The sequence below is a fragment of the Thiobacillus sp. SCUT-2 genome (genome assembly GCF_035621355.1).
Lineage (GTDB): Bacteria > Pseudomonadota > Gammaproteobacteria > Burkholderiales > Thiobacillaceae > Thiobacillus > Thiobacillus sedimenti.
Genome location: NZ_CP141769.1, coordinates 578,640 through 595,614, shown reverse-complemented (window position 1 = coordinate 595,614; position 16,975 = coordinate 578,640). Strand labels below are relative to the sequence as shown.

Genomic DNA, 16,975 nt, shown 5'->3' with positions numbered 1-16,975 from the left:
ATCAAGGTTCGGTCACGGGATTGTCCGCGGGGGCCTTCGTCTTCGGCAAGCGCGTCACATCGGGGCTTTGCCACGAACCGGTCACCATGTATTCCTGGCTGATGACCTCCTCGAACGGGTCGCGCAACAGCTTCTGTGCCGCCAGCGCACCCACGCCGGCCAGCGGTCCTCCCAGGAGCGCGCCGGCCACGGCGACGCTTTCGGACAACTTCGGGATCACCTTGACCCGCAGCTGCACGGTTTCCTGGTTGAGGTCGGCCAGCCCCGACATGTTCACCTTCGCCGCCGGCCCGCGCATCCGGAAGTCGTCGCTGTAGACCACGCCGCGCGCGATGCGCAGCGTCGCGCCGATGTCGTCGAAGGCATAGCCCTGATTGAAGATATCACGGAAATCGAAGTTCAACCGGCGCGGCAGCGATTGCAGGCTCAGCACGCCGAGCAGCTTGCCGGCGCCCGGATCGAGCTTGAGGAACTGGCCGCCCTTCGCCCTGAAATCGACCTGGCCCGCCAGGGTCGCCAGGGCGAAATCGGCGGGCGATCCCTCCCACGCGGCATTGCCGCGGATTTCGGCCGTGCCGCGCCTGAGCGTGTCGGGGTAGCCGAAGCGCGCCAGCATGCGACCGGCATCGAGAACGTCGAGGCTGATGTCGGCGCGGGTTTCGCCGATCCCGCCCTCTCGCCACAGGCCGCTCATGCGGAACACGCTGTCCGGATGCGTCAGCTGGAGGCTGTCGATGACGAGCCCCTGGGGGGCGCCGTGCGCCACGGCTTCGAGGCGCCCGAGGGCATGATCCTGCAGACGGAAATCATCGACGGTGACGTCGAGCATCGGGAAGTCGGACGCCTTCAGGCTGGGTCCGGGCTCGGTGCCGGACGCCGCCAGCCTGGGCGGGATCGTCAGTTCCCTGAACTGCGCCGACACCCGGGCAGGCTGCTCGCCGGCCGGACGATACGTCAGGGTCCCGTTCACGCCGCGCCCGCTCACCTGGGTGCGCAGGATGCCGCCACGGCTGCGCCCCGTCAGGCGTATGCCCTGGTAGCGCCGCCCCATCAGGTCGAACGCGTCGAAGCCGAGATCGATCGACGCCACCGGCAGGCCGCCTTCGCCCCCGCCTTCCGGCAGCAAGCCCATCCAGCCCGACAGGTCCAGTCCCTGTCCGCTGCCCGCCAGCCGCAAGCCGGGTTCGGCGGGCAGCGCGGCCACGCCACCGAAGCGGATTTCACCGCGGCCCAGGCGACCATCTGCCGTGCTGCGCCAGACCGCATCGACGATCCGGCCCACGCGCACTTCGCTCAGCACACCGTCGCCCTGCGGCTGCCGCGTGACCAACAGCGGCAGCGGCTGCGCAGCGGGCTTGGCGAGCGGCGCCGGCAGGCCACTGGCCAAGCCGACCAGATCGGACTCGACGCGCAGACGATCGCCCGCCGGATCGAGATCGATCTGGCCGCGCCATGCCGTCTGCCCCGACAGGCGCGACTTCCATGCGTCACCGAGCCAGCCGCCCAGGCCCGCCGCGGTCGCGCGTCCCTGCGCCAGCACCTGGACGCGCCCGCCGCGCGTGGCGGCGTCCAGACGCAGCGGGCCGCCGAGGAATTGCGCGGCGAGGTTGGTCGCCGCCAGGCTGGTTCCGGTGAAGTCGACGTCGCCCCGCACCTGCTCGAGCCGCGGCAGCGCCGGGGACTGCAGGGCGTCTCCCTGAAGCGACAGCCGGCCGGCGACGGTCGTGTCGTGGCTGCGACGCAGCGGCACGCGCAGGCTGAGCGCGAGCTTCGCCGGGCCGCTGCCCTCCAGGCCGACGGTGAAGCCGCGCAGCCGGGCATGAACCGGACTGGCATTGGCGAACCGGATGAAATCCTGGAGCGGGCCGGCAGCCTGGCCGTCGACCAGCAGCTGCTCGTCGTGATGCAGCAGGTCCGGAATCGCCACCTTTACCGACGACAGCGCGGTGTCGTAGATGCGCGCCTGCTCCGACGTCACCTCCATGGTCCGCCCCTGGAAGAGCAGCCGCGCCGCGATGCCGTCGATGCGCGGCCAGCCCGGCACGTAGTCGAGCACGCCGTCGCGGATGTGCGCCTCGACGCGGAACAGGCCCTCCCCGTGGTCGAACGGGAATGCGGCAAGATCGCCCTTCAGCGTCAGCTGCACGTCGTCCGAATGTCCGGCCAGCACGGCGCGGCGCACCCACTCCACGGTCGGGTCGCCGACGGTCTTCGGCAGGTAGCGGTAGACGGCCATGCCGTCGGCACGGGTGAGACGCGCCCCCAGGTCGATCACGCCGCGCGCCCCCGGAATCCGTTCATAGAAGCCCTTGGCCGTGCCGGCCGCGTCGGCGTTGGCGAAGGCCAGTTCCGCGAGCGTCACCCGATGGCCGCGGTCCGTCCTCGTCCAGCTGCCGCGCGCATGCATGCTATCGAGCGCGAGCGTCGGTTCGCGGAACAGCTCGGGCAGGGTCAGCGTCAGCTTCTGCGAATCGATCTCGAAGCTGCCGGCGCGCGTGTCGCCTTCGATGCGGCCGCTCAGGTTCGACACGCCGGGCCGGGGGCCGACGGCGCTCACGCCGACGCCGCTGAAGCGCGCAACGACGCTGAAGTTGTCCAGTCCGGGCTCGTCGCCGGTCCAGCGGAAGCGCAGCAGGTCGAAGCGCCCCTGCGGCTGCAGCGTCTGCAGACGTGCACGCAGTGCGGCGTCCATCGGCAGGCTCGGCAACAGCCACTGCCAGCCGCCCAGGCTGAATGCCTGCGCGGTGATTTCGCGCGCTGCGCCGCCCCACAGCAGGCCGGCGTCGAACGGCTCGCCGAGGGCCGCGCCCGGCCGCGCCATCCGCAGGTTCTCGAACGTCACGCGCTGGCCCTCGGGGCCGCGCTGCCACCGCGCCTGCCCCCGGGCCTGCGCCAGCCGGAGCGGCGGCAGGCCTTCGCCAAGCACGGTTTCGACGTCGCGCAGGTCGATGCTCGCCGTGACCGCGGACAGCCTGCCGCGTGCCACGTCGAACTGCATGTTCAGCGCGCCCCATCCCTGCCGCGGCTGATAGGGCAGCGCCACCCATGCGGCGAGGCGCGGGAAGGACACGCCCGCCACGGTCGCCTCGACGGTTCCGTTCCAGGTCCGGGTGTCGTCCACCCTGCGCGCACGCAGCTTGGCGACGACCTTGAGCGGCCGCGCGACGCTCGCCGGCGGGATCGCATGCACTTCCAGCCGATGCGCGCGGCGCACGTTGACGAGGGTGAAATCGACCGCCGTGAGCGTGAGCGGCGGTGCGCCGCGCCCCTCGTCGACCCACGTCAGGGCGGCGCCTCCCGCGTGCACCTGGCCCTGCCGCAGCAGCCAGCTCGAGAAACCGCTATCGGGCGCGGCGGGGTTGACGGGAATGCCGCCCACGTAGAGGTGTCCGTCGCGCGCGCGGCGCACGCCGAGGGTCAGTCCGCGCAGCTCGATGCGGGTGAAGCGCGGCTCGAGAAAGAGCAGCGAGCGCCACGAGAAAGCGGCCTCGAGGTCGGGCAGGTAGAGCGCGGGGCGGCCCGCCTGGTCGTACAGGCGCACGCCGCGCAGGCGGAACTCCGGTCGCGCCTGCTGCCACACCCCCGACACGGCCTCCAGCGTCACCCGCTGGCCGAGCGCGCGCGACATCAGATCGGCGACCGTATCGCGATGCGTGGAAACGTTCGGCAGCACCCAGAAGAACATCGCCGCGACCGCTGCCGCAAAGCCGGCCGCCGCGAGGGCCGCGAGCACGGCAAGCCCACGCAGCACGCGGCGCAGGAGGCGGATCGAGGCGGGGGACAGGGTCATAGGCTTGCAGAACTCGAAGCCGCTGATTCTATGCGTTCCGCCGCACTTTGCGGCAGCCGACATGCGGGAAATTCGGCGTCTCAGTCGCCGGTGAAGCGATGAATCCGACGGCGATCGCGCTTGGTGGGCCGGCCCTTGATTGCCGCCGCCGGGCTGGCGGCAAGCTTGCGCTCGAGCGCCTGCTGCTCACGACGCGCGCGACCGGCCGAGTCTTCCTCGTAGAGCCCCTGGGCGACGGGCGCCGGGCCGCGTTGCATGGCCAGCGCCCGGACCGTGAGCGTCCAGTCGGCGTCGCCGACACGGATTTCGAGCCGGTCGCCGGGCTTGACGTCGCGCGCCGGCTTGACGCGCTCGCCGTTCAGCTTCACGCGCCCGTGCTCGATGGCCTGCGTGGCGTGGCTGCGCGTCTTGAAGAAGCGCGCCGCCCACAGCCATTTGTCGAGGCGCATGCGCTCGAGCGGCTCATTCGCCATCCAGCACCCCTGCGAATACCCCGCGCCGCGCGAGCGCTTGGGTGAACCACTGCAGCGCCCGCCCCGTCTCGCCGCTGCGCCAGACCAGGTGCAGCGTTTCGCGCGGGTTGCCGCCGGCCCACTCGCAGCGCACCAGACGGCCCGCCGCCACCTCACGCTCGGCCAGCCAGCGCGGCAACGAGCCGATCCCCAGCCCGGCCTGCTGCGCCGCCAGCTTGCCCGGCAGATCGGCCACCGTGAGACGCGGCTGCTGCTGCAGCCAGCCGGCGCTGCGGAGGGGCAGGTTGCGCGCGGTATCGGCGATCACCACCACGCGGTGCGCCGCGACGTCGGCCGGGGTCAGCGGCTGCTTCGCGCGCGCCAGCGGGTGCTGCGGGGCGACGCAGAACACGAACTCGACGCGGCCCAGCAGGCGGGTGCGCAGCCCCGCCCCGGCCGGTGCGCCGCCGCCGGCAACGGCCAGATCGGCGCAACCCGAGGCCACCGCGTCCCAGCTGCCCGCCAGCACCTCGTGGCGCAGCCTGATCTCGGTTGTGCGCCCGAGCCGGTAGAACGCCTCGATCAGCGGCAGCACCGGCGCCACCGGCAGGATGCCCTCCAGCGCCAGCGTGAACTGCGCTTCCCAGCCCCCGGCGGCCTGCCGCGTCCGGTTTTCCAGCGCCGCGGCCGCGCCGAGCAAGGTCCTGCCCTCCTCGAGCAGCAGCCGCCCGGCCGGGGTGAAGCGCGCACGGTGTCCGGAGCGGTCGAACAGCAGGACGTCGAGGTCGGCCTCGATCTGCTGCACCGCATACGTCAGCGAAGATGGCGCACGGCCGAGCGCCTCGGCGGCGCGGGCAAACGAGCCCTTGCGGTCGACGGCGTCCAGGATCGCAAGGGCCTCGAGGGTCAGCGGCATATTCGGAAAAATCGAATGACTTGATCGAATTCTGCCCGTTTCGCCCGGCAGATGCCACGCCTATAGTCACGTCATCGCTGAACGACCAGCCCTGTCACGGAGGAATTCCTGATGCTTACCGTACGCAAATCGTCCGAACGCGGCCACGCCAACCACGGCTGGCTCGACAGCTTCCACACCTTCTCGTTCGCCGGCTACCGCGACCCCGCGTGGATGGGCTTCGGCCCGCTGCGGGTGATCAACGACGACCGCATCGCGCCCGGTGCGGGCTTCCCCACGCACAGCCACCAGGACATGGAGATCGTCACCTGGGTGCTCGCGGGCGCGCTCGAGCACAAGGACTCGCTCGGCAACGGCGGCGTGATCCGCCCGGGCGAAGTGCAGCGCATGCGTGCCGGGCACGGCATCGCGCACAGCGAGTACAACGCCTCCTCCAGCGAACCGGTGCACCTCCTGCAGATCTGGATCGAACCGGACGCCTACGGCCTCGAGCCGGGTTACGAACAGATCGCCTTCCCGCCCGAGAGCCTGCAAGGCCGGCTGCGGCTCGTCGCATCGAACGACGGACGCGACGGTTCGGTGACGATCCACCAGGACGCCGCCATCCATGCGGGCCGGCTCGCCGCAGGCGACCGCGTCGTGCTGAACCTGGCGCCGGGGCGACGCGCCTGGCTGCACGTCGCGACAGGGCGGATCAGGCTCAGGGGCTACCCGCTGGAAGCGGGCGATGCCGCGGCGATCCGCTTCGAATCGGCGCTCGAGATCGAGGCGCTCGAGCCGAGCGAGGTACTCGGCTTCGACCTGCCCTGAAACGCGCCGTGTACAGCGGCTACAATCCGCCCCTTGTTCGACGCAGGGACACGCCATGCCCAAGATTCTCGCCTTTGCCGGCAGCACCCGCCGCGATTCCTGGAACCGCAAGCTGATCCGGGTCGCCACCCATGCCGCCCGCGCCGCGGGCGGCGAGGTCACGCTGATCGATCTGGCGGATTACCCGTTGCCGCTGATGGATGAGGACCTCGAGGCGCGCGACGGCCTACCCGCCAACGCCCAGCGCCTGAAGGCGCTGTTCAAGGCACATGACGCCCTGCTGATCGCCAGCCCCGAATACAACAGCTCGATCCCGCCGCTGCTGAAGAACACGCTCGACTGGGTGTCGCGCGAATGGCAGGGCGAGTCGGGCCTGGTGCCCTATCAGAACAAGGTCGCCGCCCTGCTTGCGGCCTCGCCCGGCCAGTTCGGCGGCATGCGCATGCTGCCGCACCTGCGCCAGGTGCTGAACACGCTGGGCGTGCTGGTGCTGCCGGGCCAGTTTTCGCTGCCGCATGCCGACCAGGCGTTCGACGATGCCGACGGCGTGCCGATGCTGAAGGCGCCGGCGCGGCTGCACGACCTCGTACTGGAACTGGTCAACACCGCGCAAATGCTGTCCGCGGCCGCCAAATAAAAAAGCGCCGGCAATGCGGCGCTCTTTCCGAGACGCTCGACCCGATCAGGCCAGCTTGCGGCGTGCGGCCAATCCGACCACGCCCAGGCCGGCGAGGAGCATGGCCCAGGATCCCGGTTCCGGCACGGGAGTCACGCCCGAAATCTCGGTCTGCTTCAGCGAATCCAGCCCGCCCAGGGACTGAAAGCCGAGCTGCGAAGTGATCGTCACCGACTGCATCAGATTGCCGCCGGTGGAGAGCACGAGGATGCGATTCTCTCCGTTGACCCAGTCCTGCTGCGTTGCCCAATTGGTGAAGGTATTGCTACCCGCCGTCTTGTCCTTGGCCGTGACGGACAGGTCGCTGTTGGCATTCGGCGACAGATTCACGCTGAAGATCAGGTCGTCGAACCAGTAGCCGGGCGCGGTGATCGTGATGTCGTTCAGGAAACCGTCCTGCGCACTGATCGTTGCGAAACCGTTGGAGGCGATCAGCGTGTCGCTTGTCGAGGAAAACGTGACGAGCGTCGTGCCCGTCTGCGAGCCGACATGGCCGGTGATCGAGGATGACGTCCCGGCATCCAGAAAGACCATCTGCTCGTTCAGGTTGGCCGGAAAGGTATTGGACTTCAGGTACATGTCCACGTATGAGCCCGAATAAACGGGGCTTGCGGCCGCGGCCACGCCCGTCCAGGACAAGACCATCAGTGCGGCCGCCAGCCGCGAAATACGAATACCCATTGAAGCCTCCTCGTCGTTGTGTGCACAGCAAGCGGGTCATACGGCTGCAAATGGCACAAGCATCAGACGTGCCAGTTTCGGGAAGAGGCGCTATCCCATTGATTCAAAATCAGTCGACGCAGCCGGATGCCCCATCGGCCGCCGCTGATATGTAAAGGAAACCGACGCGCGGCCGCAGCCGCGCCCAGTCATCGTGGCCGGTGCCGGCAGCGCCGACAAAAAAGGCGCCCCGCAGGGCGCCCTTCGCGTCGCTCGCGCATGGCGCGCCCGCCTCACTGCGGCAGCATGCGGTCCTTGGCGACGAAGTACTTGCGCGCGTAGGCAACCAGCTGGCCGTCACCGGGATGGTCGACGGTCTCGACGCCCACCACGCGGTCGACGATCTGCTGGTCATGGGCATGGATGTGCTTGATCAGCTCCAGCTTGGCATGGCCGGGGCCGACGATCAGGACTTCCTGCGCCCCGGCGAGCGACTCGACGATCTCGTGGTAGTAGTGCTGGTCCTCGGGCTGGCGGCTGCCGCTCACCGAGCCGCGCTTGCGCTGCAGGTGGCGCGGCGGGTTGAGCGGATGCACCACCGACCTCTCGACGTCGTCGGGGCTGATGTGCATGACACGGGCTTCGTTGTGGTCGAGCCAGACGACGGCATGGTAATGGGACATGATTTCCTTTCAAGACAAACCGGATGAACAACTCTGAATATTCTAACGAGAAACGGGGCCGCGCCGGCCCCGTCGCGGCAAGGGTTATTTCACGGCTTCCTTGAGCTGGTCGAGGATCGCCGGATTCTCCAGCGTGGAGACGTCCTGGGTGATCTCCTCGCCCTTGGCGATCGCGCGCAGCAGGCGGCGCATGATCTTGCCGGAGCGCGTCTTCGGCAGGTTGTCGCCGAAGCGGATCTCGTCGGGCTTGGCAATCGGTCCGATTTCCTTGCCGACCCAGTCGCGCAGTTCGGCGACGATCTTCTTCGCCTCCTCGCCCACCGGCCGCGTGCCCTTCAGCACCACGTAGGCCACCACAGCCTCGCCCTTGATCTCGTGCGGACGCCCTACCACGGCGGCCTCGGCGACGCGCGGGTTGGCGACCAGCGCGGACTCGATCTCCATCGTGCCCAGGCGGTGGCCGGACACGTTCAGCACGTCGTCGATGCGCCCCATGATCCAGAAATAGCCGTCGTCGTCGCGGTGCGCGGAGTCGCCCGCGAGGTAGGTCTTGCCGCCGAGCTCCTCGGGGAAGTAGGTCTTCCTGAAGCGGTCGGGATCGCCCCACAGCGTGCGCAGCTGCGACGGGAAGGGGCGCTGGATGACGAGAAAACCGCCGTGCCCCTTTTCCACCGGCCCGCCGTGCTCGTCGGTGATCGCCGCCATGATGCCGGGCAGCGGCAGGGTGCAGGAGCCGGGCTTGGTCGGTACCGCGCCTGGAAGCGGCGCGATCATGTGGGAACCGGTCTCGGTCTGCCACCAGGTGTCGACCACCGGGCAGCGACCGCCGCCGATGACCTGCTGGTACCACATCCAGGCCTCGGGGTTGATCGGCTCGCCCACCGTGCCCAGCAGGCGCAGCGAGGAGAGGTCGTACTGCGCCGGCAGGTCGGAGCCGAGCTTGATCAGGCTGCGGATCGCGGTCGGCGCCGTGTAGAACGTGGTGACCTTGTGCTTGGCGACGGTCTCCCAGAAGCGGCCGGCGTGCGGGAAGGTCGGGATGCCCTCGAAGATGACCTCGGTCATGCCGAGCGAGAGCGGGCCGTAGGCCACGTAGGTGTGGCCGGTGATCCAGCCGACGTCGGCCGTGCACCAGTAGACATCGGAATCGGGCTTGGCGTCGAACACCCACAGCATCGACAGCATCGCACCGAGCAGATAGCCCCCGGTCGAGTGCTGCACGCCCTTGGGCTTGCCGGTCGAACCCGAGGTGTAGAGGATGAAGAGCGGATGCTCGGCGCTCACCCACACCGGCTCGCAGGTCTCGGCCTGGGTCTGCGCGAGTTCGTGCCACCAGAGGTCGCGGCCACCCCAGGCGATGTCGCCGCCCGAGCGGCGGTAGACGACGACGCGCTCGACGCACGAGGTATCACCCATCGCCAGCGCCTCGTCCACCGCGTGCTTGAGCGGCACCGCCTTGCCGCCGCGCAGCGACTCGTCGGCGGTGACGATCACCTTGGCGCGGGCGTCCTCGATGCGCTCGAACAGGCTCTTGGCGGAGAAGCCGCCGAACACCACCGAATGGATCGCGCCGATGCGCGCGCACGCCTGCATCGCCACCACCGCCTCGATGCTCATCGGCATGTAGACGATCACGCGGTCGCCCTGCTCGACGCCGAGCGACTTCAGGCCGTTGGCGAACTGGCACACGCGCGCGTGCAGTTCCTTGTAGGTCACCTGGGTGACGCTGCCGTCGTCGGCCTCGAAGATCAGCGCGGTCTTGTCGCCCTTGCTTGCCAGATGGCGGTCGAGGCAGTTGTAGGAGACGTTCAGCTCGCCGTCGTCGAACCACTTGTAGAACGGCGCACCGCTTTCGTCGAGCGTGCGGGTGAAGGGCTTTTTCCAGTCGATGTGCTGGCGCGCGAGATTGGCCCAGAAGCCCTCGTAATCGGATTCGGCCTGGCGGCACAGCGCCTCGTACCCGTCCATTCCGGACACGTTGGCCTGCCTGGCGAAGGCGTCTGCAGGCGGGAATACACGGGTTTCGGTCAGAATCGACTCGATGGATGCCATACAGTCTCTCCACTGATAGAGTGTTGCGTAAGCCTGAATTCTAATCCATGCCATGAGCAATCCAGCATTCGAGCGGCTCGACCGCTGCTCCCGCTACGGCCGCCGCCTGCTGGCCGCGCAGCCGCAGCTGGCGGGCATGCTGGCAGACCGGCTCGACCGTCCGTTCGACCGCACGGACATGGAAGCCTTCCTTGCCGAAACGCCCTGCCCCGACGAGGACACGCTGCACCGCCGCCTGCGGCAGCTGCGCCAGCAGGTCTGGCTCGTCACCACGGCGCGCGACCTCGCCGGCAGCGCCGATCTTGCCGAGGTCGTCGCCACCTGGAGCACGCTCGCCGAGGTGTGCATCGCTACTGCGCTCGATTTCCATCACGCGCAGCTTGCCGCGCGCCACGGCGAGCCGCGCGACGCCGACGGCCGGCCGCAGCACCTGATCGTGGTCGGCATGGGCAAGCTCGGCGGCGGCGAACTCAACGTCTCGTCGGACATCGACCTCATCTACCTCTACCCCGAGGAGGGCGAGACCCGCGCCGACGACCCCACTGCGTCGGTGCGCGCGCTCAGCAACCATGAGTTCTTCATCCGCCTCGGCCGCAAGCTCGCCGCCGCGCTGAACGAGAACACCGCCGACGGCTACGTGTTCCGCGTCGACCTGCGGCTGCGCCCGTGGGGCGATTCCGGGCCGCTGGCGATGGGCTTCGACATGCTCGAGGACTACCTCGTCGCGCAGGGCCGGCCGTGGGAGCGCTACGCATGGATCAAGGCGCGCCCGCTCACCGGCGCGCGCCACGACGAACTCGCCGGCATCGTGCGGCCGTTCGTGTTCCGCAAGTACCTCGACTTCGGCGCCTTCGCCGCGATCCGCGATCTCCACGTGCAGATCCGCCGCGAGGTCGCGCGCCGCGAGATGGCCCACAACGTCAAGCTGGGGCCGGGCGGCATCCGCGAGATCGAGTTCACCGCGCAGGTGTTCCAGCTGATCCGCGGCGGCCAGGTCGCGGCGCTGCAGCAGCGGCCGACGCTGGCGGTGCTCACCGAACTGGTCCGCCAGGCGCTGCTGACCGCCGATGCCAGGGACGAGCTCGCCGCCGCCTACGATTTCCTGCGCCGGCTGGAGCACCGCATCCAGTATCTCGACGACGCGCAGACCCAGCTCCTGCCGGAGGATGCCGAATCTCAGGCGATGCTCGCCGACGCGATGGGCTGCGCCGACTACGCCGTGTTGCTCGAGCGCCTCGACCGCCACCGGAACCGGGTCACGCGGCACTTCGAGCAGGTCTTCGCCGCGCCGCAGACCGACCAGATGAGCCATCCGCTCGCCGCCGTCTGCTGCGGCACCGCGGACGCGGCCACCGCCCGGGCCCTGCTGGAGAACGCAGGCTACGACGACCCGGCGCAGGTGCAGACGACGCTCGACGCGCTCCGGAGCGGCACCGCGCGGCTGTCCGAATCGACGCAGCTGCGCCTCAACGCGCTGCTGCCGCCGGCGCTCGAAGTGATCGGCAGCCAGCCCGATCCGCTGGCGACGCTGGAGCGCTTCGCCGCGCTGATCCAGTCGATCTCGCGGCGCGCCACGTATCTCGCGCTGCTCGCCGAGTATCCGGCGGCGCTGCGCCAGCTGGTGCGCCTGCTGTCAGCGAGCCCGTGGGCCGCGCAATTGCTGGCCCTGCAGCCGCAACTGCTCGACGAGCTGATCGCGCCGCAGCACCTGATGAGCGAGCCCGACTGGGCGCAGCTGGCGACCCAGCTGCGCGACGACCTCGACGCGCACGCCGGCGACACCGAGGCACAGATGGACACGCTGCGCCGCTTCAAGCAGGTGCAGACGCTGCGCCTGCTGGCGCAGGATGTGGCGGGCCGGCTGACGCTCGAGCGGCTGTCCGATCACCTGTCCTACCTCGCCGACACGCTGCTGGCGGAGACCCTGGCGCGCTGCTGGGCCGGGTTGAAGACGCGTCACCGCGACGTGCCGCGCTTCGCCGTCATCGGCTACGGCAAGCTCGGCGGCAAGGAACTCGGCTACGCCTCCGATCTCGACCTGGTCTTCCTGTACGAGGACGAGGCGCCCCAGGCCCAGGAGGTCTACGCGCGCCTCGCCCAGCGCATCAATACCTGGCTCGGCACGCTGACGCCCGCCGGCATCCTCTACGAGACGGACCTGCGGCTGCGCCCCGATGGCGCCTCTGGCCTGCTGGTCAGCTCGACCGACGCCTTCCGCGACTACCAGCTGAATCACGCCTGGGTGTGGGAGCACCAGGCGTTGACCCGCGCCCGCTTCGTCTGCGGCGACGCCGCGATCGGCGACACCTTCGAGGCGCTGCGCCGCGAAGTGCTCGGCATGGCGCGCGACGCCGCCACGCTGCGCGGCGAGGTGCTGGCGATGCGCGAGAAGATGCACGCCGGCCACGTCAACGACACCGACCTGTTCGACCTCAAGCACGACCGCGGCGGCATCGTCGACGTCGAGTTCTGCGTGCAGTACCTGGTGCTGATGCACGCCCGCGCGCACCCGGAACTGGCCGACAACGTCGGCAACATCGCCCTGCTGCAGCGTGCCCGCGAAGCCCGTTTGCTGCCGCCCGACGTCGCGCGCGACGCGGCCGACGCCTACCGCGAGCTGCGCCGTCGCCAGCACGCGGTCAAGCTGTCCGGTGCGGAATTCGCGCGCGTGCCGGCGCAAGGCCTCGACGCCGTGCGGCGCGCGGTGCGGGCGCTATGGCAACATGTCATGATCTCCACCGCCTGAAATGCCTGCCAACATCATGTCTTTTGCCCGTCCGGAGATCGCATCTTGAGCGCGAATGCGCCTGCCGCCGCCGAAGCCCTGCGCCAGTTCCGGGTGATTTTCGGCGCCGTGCGCCAGCACTTCCAGGCGGTGGAGAAGGCCTGCGGCGTCAGCGGCGCACAGATCTGGGCGATGGCGGCGCTGCGGCAGACGCCCGGCTTGCGCGTGTCCGAGCTGGCGCAGGCCCTCTCCATCCACGCGTCGACCGCCAGCAACCTGCTCGACAAGATCGAGAAGTCGGGACTGGTCCGGCGCGAACGCAACAGCACCGACCAGCGGGTGGTGCGCCTGTATCTCACGCCGGCCGGCGAACAGGCGCTGGAGAAGGCTCCGCAGCCGCTGACCGGCATCCTGACGCATGCGCTCGGGCAGCTGCCGGACGACGCCCTCGCCCGCCTCAATCAGGACCTGGCCACGCTGATCGCGCACATGGGCGCGGTGAACACCCGCTACGCGCAAAAGCCGCTGTCGGAGCTGTGACGACGGCCCCTAGCGATACAGCCAGCCGCGCCGCACCAGGGCCTTCTCGACCTCGACCCCGGCAAACACCACCGATGACAGCGCCAGGCACGCCGCCAGCTCGCCCAGGCTCAAGGGTGCGGTCCTGAAGATCGGGTTGAGCCAGGGCACGTAGAGCACCGCCATCTGCAGGACAAAGGTCAGCAGCAGGGCGGCGAGCAGCAGCGGGTTCGACAGCATCCCCAGGCTGAACAGCGACTCCCGCTCGGAGCGGATCGCCAGCACGTGTCCGAGCTGCGAAAGCGTCAGCACCGTGAACACCATGCTCTGCCAGTGTGCCGACCCGGCATGGATCGCCCAGGCCTGCGTCAGCAGCGACACGCCGCCCATCAGGAGGCCCACCCACAGGATGTGCTGCCACATGCCGTGCGCGAAGATGCTCTCCGCGGGCGGACGCGGCGGGCGCTGCATGACGTCGCGCTCGGCCCGTTCGCGCGCGAGTGCAAGCCCCGGCAAGCCGTCGGTAACGAGATTGATCCACAGGATGTGGATCGGCAAGAGCGGAATCGGCAGCCCCATGAAGGGCGCGAGGAAGATGGTCCAGATCTCGCCCGAGTTGCTCGTCATGGTGTATTTGACGAACTTGCGGACGTTGTCGAAGATGCGCCGCCCCTCGCGCACCGCCGTGACGATGGTTGCGAAGTTGTCGTCGAGCAGCGTCATCGCCGCCGCCTCGCGCGCGACGTCGGTGCCCCCCTTGCCCATCGCGACGCCGATGTCGGCCATCTTCAGCGCGGGGGCGTCGTTGACGCCGTCACCCGTCATGGCGACGAACTCGCCCCGGTCCTGCAGCGCCCGCACGATCTTGATCTTCTGCTCCGGATTGATGCGCGCATACACGCGCACCGACTCGACTTCGCGCTCGAACTCCTCCAGCGACAGGCGCGCGAGCCTGCCGCCGGCGAGCACCCTGCCGCCGTCCTCGATGATGCCGAGCCGATGGGCCACGGCCCGTGCCGTGGCGGGATGGTCGCCGGTGATCATGACCGGGACGATGCCGGCGGCCTTGCAGGCGGCGACGGCCGCGGCCGCCTCCGGCCGCGGCGGGTCGATGAGGCCCGCGAGGCCGATGAAGGTCAGGTCCGATTCCAGCGACTCGGCGTCCATGATGTCCGGGGCCGCCGGCAGGCGCTTCAGGGCGAAGGCGAGCACGCGCAGCCCCTGCGCGGCAAGCCGCTCCGCCTCCGCATGCACCGCCGCCGGATCGAGCGGCCCGACACCACCGGCCGTCAGGCGATCGACGCAGCGCGCGAGCATGCCCTCGGGCGCGCCTTTCACCAGCATCAGCACGCCGCCGGCGTCGCGATGCAGCGTGCTCATGCGCGCACGTCCCGAATCGAAGGGCAGTTCCGCCAGCCGGGGCCAGGCCGTCCGCACGCCGGCTTCGTCGAGACCGGCCGCGCCCGCGGCGGCCAGCAGCGCCGTCTCGGTGGGGTCGCCCGTCAGCCTGCCGTCGGCGTCAGTCGCCGCATCGTTGCACAGGACCATCGCCAGCCCGAGGTCGCACCACGGTGCGCTGTCGATGTCCGACAGCGTGGCGCGGGTCTCGCCGCCGGCCTCCACGCAGTCGACCTGCATGCGATTCTGCGTCAGCGTCCCGGTCTTGTCGGAGCAGATATAGGTCACCGAGCCGAGCGTCTCCACCGCCGGCAGGCGGCGGATCAGCGCCTGTTGCTTCACCATGCGCGCCGCGCCGAGCGCGAGCGAGATCGTCACCACCGCGGGCAGCGCCTCGGGAATCGCGGCGACTGCCAGGCTCACCGCGGTGAGCAGCATGGCCAGCGCAGGCTCGCCACGCAGCCAGCCGGCGACGAAGACGATCGCGCAGATCGCCAGCACCGCCAGCGCCAGATGTTGGCCGAAGCGCGCCAGCCGCTTCTGCAGGGGGGTCTTGCCGGCTTCGCCCGCCAGCAGCGTGGCGATCTTCCCGAGCTCCGTCTGCATGCCCGTTGCGACCACCAGGCCGCGTGCGCGGCCGTAGGTCGCGACCGTACCCTTGTAGCCGAGATTGAGGCGGTCGCCGAGCGGCAGATCGGCGTCGTGCAGGCTTGCCAGCCGTTTTTCGACCGGCTGCGACTCGCCGGTCAGCGCCGACTCGTCGACCTTGAAGGCTGCGAGTTCGGTGAGCCGCAGGTCGGCCGGCAGGATGTTGCCGGCCTCCACTTCGACGAGATCGCCCGGCACCAGTTCGCGCGCGTCGACGAGCGCCGGCTGGCCGTCGCGGATCACGCGCGCCTGCGGACTCGCCATCTTCTTCAGCGCCGCCATCGCGCGCTCGGCGCGGTATTCCTGCACGAAACCGATCACGCCATTGAGAAACACGATGACCACGATGGCGATCGTGTCCTGCGGCTCGCCGATGATCCCGGCGATGACCGCGGCGCCGATCAGCACCAGGATCATGAAATCGGTGAACTGCGACGCCAGCATGAGCAGCGGATTGCGCAGCCCCGCCTCCTGCAGCACGTTGGGGCCGCCGTGCGCCAGGCGCCCTGCGGCCGCCCCGGCCGTGAGGCCGGCCTTCAGGTCGGTGTCGAGGCGCGCAGCGGCCGCCGCGCCGTCGAGGGTGTGCCAACGGGGCGGCGCTCGAAGTTCAGTGGCCATGAAGGTAGAGGAAGAGTGCATTGAGCAGGTAGACCACGAGGAGCAGCAGGCTGATCCAGCTCACCGTGCGGAACACGCGCGATTGCGGCCGCAGCACCAGCCCGACCACCGCCAGCCCGCTCATCATCATGGCCGAGAAGGCCGAGGTGGCGTGGGTGATGGACACGTGCGCGAACAGCGGGCCCGGCAGATAGGCGAGATCGTCGAGCGCCAGGATGACGATGTTGAACAGGTTGCTGCCGAAGAGATTGCCGATGGCCAGGTCGACCGCCCCCATGCGCAGGGCGGCGACCGTGACCACGACTTCGGGTGCGGAGGTCACCGCGGCGACGAACAGGGTGCCGACGAAGCTCTGCCCCCAGGCCATGGCCTCTGCCAGATCCCGTGCGATGAAAGGCAACCATACGCCGGCCCCCACCACCACGACGGAGGCCAGCGCATAGCCCTGCACGGCCTGCTGCAGCGAGACGTCCGGATGACGCTCGACGCGGTCTTCGACGTATTCGCTGATCTGCGCCTGCTCGTAGCGATACAGCGAACGCATGGCCAGCACGTACAGAAGCAGGATGACCGGCGTGTAGAGGCCCACGTGGCCGAAGGACGGGACCGTTCCGGCGCGATACAGCAGCAGGTTGAAGCCGGCGAAGCCGATCAGTGCGATGCCGTAGCCGGCCGACAGCACGTTGCCCTGCCGGGCGCGCGTGTAGACGGACTCCTTGCGGTACAGGACGTCGAGGACCACGATGATGAGCAGGTTGAACACGCAACTGCCCATGACATCGCCCACCGCGATGTCGGGAACGCCGGCAATCGTCACCGACGACAGGCCGGTGACCAGTTCCGGCAGCGACGTGACCGTGGCGAGCAGGACCAGCCCGACCCAGCCGCGGCTCATGCCGCTTTTCTCGGCGATGATGTCGCCATAGCGCGAGAGCTGCACGCCCGCGACGCCGATCACGGCGAGGCAGACGAGCAACGAGATCCAGATGAGTGCGATGTTCTGCATAGCGCGTTTTCTGCAGCCTCGA

At 69.5% G+C, this 16,975-nt stretch carries 12 protein-coding genes; 4 read left to right on the top strand and 8 right to left on the bottom strand.

All coding sequences use genetic code 11. The annotated features are described in order from the left end of the window. Position 1: 1 nt before the first annotated feature. The 3 genes from VA613_RS02900 to VA613_RS02890 form a co-directional block, all read right to left on the bottom strand. Positions 2-3,790 (bottom strand): YhdP family protein, encoded by a 3,789-nt coding sequence (locus tag VA613_RS02900; protein ID WP_324780362.1) that lies wholly within the window; start codon positions 3,788-3,790, stop codon positions 2-4. A gap of 80 nt (positions 3,791-3,870) precedes the next feature. Next, the gene (locus tag VA613_RS02895; protein ID WP_324780361.1) at positions 3,871-4,263 is read right to left on the bottom strand and encodes an RNA-binding S4 domain-containing protein; all 393 of its coding nucleotides are present in this window, start codon (positions 4,261-4,263) and stop codon (positions 3,871-3,873) included. Continuing rightward, positions 4,253-5,158, bottom strand: a complete 906-nt coding sequence (locus tag VA613_RS02890; RefSeq protein ID WP_324780360.1) for a LysR family transcriptional regulator — start codon at positions 5,156-5,158, stop codon at positions 4,253-4,255. Before VA613_RS02890 ends, VA613_RS02895 begins: the two co-directional genes overlap by 11 nt. Before the next feature lie 111 nt (positions 5,159-5,269). Here VA613_RS02890 and VA613_RS02885 point away from each other — a divergent pair, with 111 nt between their 5' ends. Beyond that, positions 5,270-5,968 (top strand): pirin family protein, encoded by a 699-nt coding sequence (locus VA613_RS02885; protein WP_324780359.1) that lies wholly within the window; start codon positions 5,270-5,272, stop codon positions 5,966-5,968. 55 nt (positions 5,969-6,023) lie between these two features. Next, positions 6,024-6,605, top strand: a complete 582-nt coding sequence (locus VA613_RS02880; protein WP_324780358.1) for an NADPH-dependent FMN reductase — start codon at positions 6,024-6,026, stop codon at positions 6,603-6,605. Between the two features lie 45 nt (positions 6,606-6,650). Here VA613_RS02880 and VA613_RS02875 read toward each other — a convergent pair whose 3' ends face one another. The 3 genes from VA613_RS02875 to acs all read right to left on the bottom strand — a co-directional run bounded on the left by VA613_RS02875 (position 6,651) and on the right by acs (position 10,039). Further along, positions 6,651-7,325 (bottom strand): PEPxxWA-CTERM sorting domain-containing protein, encoded by a 675-nt coding sequence (locus tag VA613_RS02875; protein WP_324780357.1) that lies wholly within the window; start codon positions 7,323-7,325, stop codon positions 6,651-6,653. Between the two features lie 272 nt (positions 7,326-7,597). Next, positions 7,598-7,987 (bottom strand): translational machinery protein, encoded by a 390-nt coding sequence (locus VA613_RS02870; RefSeq protein ID WP_324780356.1) that lies wholly within the window; start codon positions 7,985-7,987, stop codon positions 7,598-7,600. Positions 7,988-8,071: 84 nt separating this feature from the next. Next, positions 8,072-10,039 carry an acetate--CoA ligase gene (gene acs / locus VA613_RS02865; RefSeq protein ID WP_324780355.1) on the bottom strand — a complete coding sequence of 656 codons (1,968 nt, stop codon included), beginning with the start codon at positions 10,037-10,039 and terminating at the stop codon, positions 8,072-8,074. A gap of 52 nt (positions 10,040-10,091) precedes the next feature. Between acs and glnE the strand changes: the two genes are divergently transcribed. Beyond that, positions 10,092-12,785 carry a bifunctional [glutamate--ammonia ligase]-adenylyl-L-tyrosine phosphorylase/[glutamate--ammonia-ligase] adenylyltransferase gene (glnE, locus tag VA613_RS02860; RefSeq protein ID WP_324780354.1) on the top strand — a complete coding sequence of 898 codons (2,694 nt, stop codon included), beginning with the start codon at positions 10,092-10,094 and terminating at the stop codon, positions 12,783-12,785. Between the two features lie 45 nt (positions 12,786-12,830). Beyond that, a complete protein-coding gene (locus tag VA613_RS02855; protein ID WP_324780353.1) occupies positions 12,831-13,304 on the top strand; it encodes a MarR family winged helix-turn-helix transcriptional regulator in 474 nt (157 codons plus the stop codon). A 9-nt stretch (positions 13,305-13,313) separates the two neighbouring features. On the opposite strand, the gene VA613_RS02850 is transcribed toward VA613_RS02855, so the two are convergent. Together VA613_RS02850 and VA613_RS02845 are read right to left on the bottom strand one after the other, a co-directional pair. Further along, positions 13,314-15,947, bottom strand: a complete 2,634-nt coding sequence (locus tag VA613_RS02850) for a cation-translocating P-type ATPase (RefSeq protein WP_324780352.1) — start codon at positions 15,945-15,947, stop codon at positions 13,314-13,316. Continuing rightward, positions 15,937-16,953 carry a sodium:calcium antiporter gene (locus VA613_RS02845; protein WP_324780351.1) on the bottom strand — a complete coding sequence of 339 codons (1,017 nt, stop codon included), beginning with the start codon at positions 16,951-16,953 and terminating at the stop codon, positions 15,937-15,939. The genes VA613_RS02850 and VA613_RS02845 overlap by 11 nt, the downstream gene beginning before the upstream one ends. Between the last annotated feature and the right edge of the window lie 22 nt (positions 16,954-16,975).